At 69.0% G+C, this 1,621-nt stretch carries 2 protein-coding genes; one reads left to right on the forward strand and one right to left on the reverse strand.

What is annotated here, in order from left to right:
- The first annotated feature begins 235 nt into the window (after positions 1-235).
- Positions 236-1,051 carry an IS5 family transposase gene (locus IE178_RS34960; RefSeq protein ID WP_193515056.1) on the forward strand — a complete coding sequence of 272 codons (816 nt, stop codon included), beginning with the start codon at positions 236-238 and terminating at the stop codon, positions 1,049-1,051.
- Here the strand turns inward: IE178_RS34960 and IE178_RS34965 are convergent.
- Positions 984-1,499 (reverse strand): hypothetical protein, encoded by a 516-nt coding sequence (locus IE178_RS34965; protein WP_193515057.1) that lies wholly within the window; start codon positions 1,497-1,499, stop codon positions 984-986. The two genes, IE178_RS34960 and IE178_RS34965, sit on opposite strands and share 68 nt — an antisense overlap.
- Positions 1,500-1,621 lie beyond the last annotated feature (122 nt).

Below are 1,621 nucleotides of genomic sequence, written 5' to 3' on the forward strand. Positions count from 1 at the left end.
GATTCGAACGGGGCGCTGGATCGGGTGAGTTGGCCGGTGCGGAGGCATGGCAGGAAGGGCCTCTTGGTAGCTCGCGGTTGTCGAGTCCAGCGAGAAGCAAGAGGCCCTGTTGTCGAAGTGTCCCGTGGTGGCGGTTGCCGGGTCCAGTCCGGCCACCCTTGGGTGTGACTGTCTCGCCCACAGGTTCGGGAGTGCGGCCGACCGGCCGGGGCGCCGACCCCGGTATGGCTCGGACATGAGCGATGCCGAGTGGGCACTCGTGCGGGATCTGCTGCCGGTGCCGGGGTGGCTGGCGGGCCGGGGCGGCCGGCCGGAGGGCTACTGCCACCGGCAGATGATCGACGCGGTGCGCTACCTCGTCGACAACGGCATCAAGTGGCGGGCGATGCCCTCGGACTTCCCGCCCTGGCCTCGCGTGTACGCCTTCTTCGCCCGCTGGCGGGATGCCGGACTGGTGGCCGAGCTGCACGACCGGCTGCGCGGAGCCGTCCGGGACGGTGAGGGCCGTGAGGAGGAGCCGAGCGCAGGAGTGGTGGACTCGCAGTCGGTGAAGGCGGACGCCACCGTCACCCTTGCTTCACGGGGATACGACGCCGGGAAGAAGATCAACGGACGCAAGCGGCACCTGTTTACCGACACGCTCGGACTTCTTCTGGCCGTGCTGGTCACGCCGGCCTCCACGACCGACCGGGACGCTGCCCGCATCCTGCTGCCGAGGGCGAAGAGCCGCTACGGTCGACTGGCGCGGGTCTGGGCCGACGGCGGTTACACCGGCCATCTCGCCGACTGGACCGCACAGCGCCTCGGACTCGTTCTCGACGTCGTCCGCCGCAGCGACGATGTCACCGGCTTTCAGGTCTTGCCCCGCCGCTGGGTCGTGGAAAGATCCTTTGCCTGGTTCCTGCGCAGTCGGCGGCTGGTCCGTGACTACGAGCGGCGCACCGACAGCAGCGAAGCCGTCATCCTGTGGTCGATGACCATACTCATGAGCCGCCGTCTGGCCGCTCAGCACCACCAGCACCACCATCTTGTTCCGGTGCGGGCAGCATGAACCTGCCCGGTTTCTCTTCCACCAGCCAGCCCCGCTCCACCAGCCGCTTCAGCCGTGCCCTGGCTCCCTCGACCCGGGAGGCGGACGCACTGTCCCAGCCCAGCACCACCGCCGCCCGCCGGGCACCCAGGCCGTCGCCTCCCGCTTCGACAGCAGCAGCGATCAGCGCCTGGTAGTCCACCGACAAATCCTCGACGCCCGCCGCGTTCTGCCGGTGAGGCACCGCCCGGCGCGGTCCCACCGGCTTCCTCTGCGACACACTGTCGGCCACCACGGCGGGCGCATCCTCCTCGGCCAGCGCCTCCAGATACTGCTCCAGACCGATCACCCGGCGCCGGAGAACCTCTTCCGCGTCGACCAGAGCCGCCCGCACCCTCACGAGCTCTGCCTCGAGTTCTTCTACCTGCACCGCGGCGGCCTTCTGCCGCGCTTCCAGGACCGCTCGCATCGACGGCATCCGCCACCCCCACGACATCTCGGCCAGTAACGAGCCGAGACTTCCGCAGCGGCCACGACGTCACACCTGACCAGCAGAAATGACACAAGAGGTTCGGAAAGAGAACGACCTCT

The organism is Streptomyces griseoloalbus (genome assembly GCA_014650015.1).
Taxonomy (GTDB): domain Bacteria; phylum Actinomycetota; class Actinomycetes; order Streptomycetales; family Streptomycetaceae; genus Streptomyces; species Streptomyces griseoloalbus.

Coding starts and splice junctions, on each gene's coding strand:
- IE178_RS34965 (WP_193515057.1), bottom strand. CDS start 1,499: ATGCGAGCGGTCCTGGAAGCGCGGCAGAAGGCCGCCGCGGTGCAGGTA.
- IE178_RS34960 (WP_193515056.1), top strand. CDS start 236: ATGAGCGATGCCGAGTGGGCACTCGTGCGGGATCTGCTGCCGGTGCCG.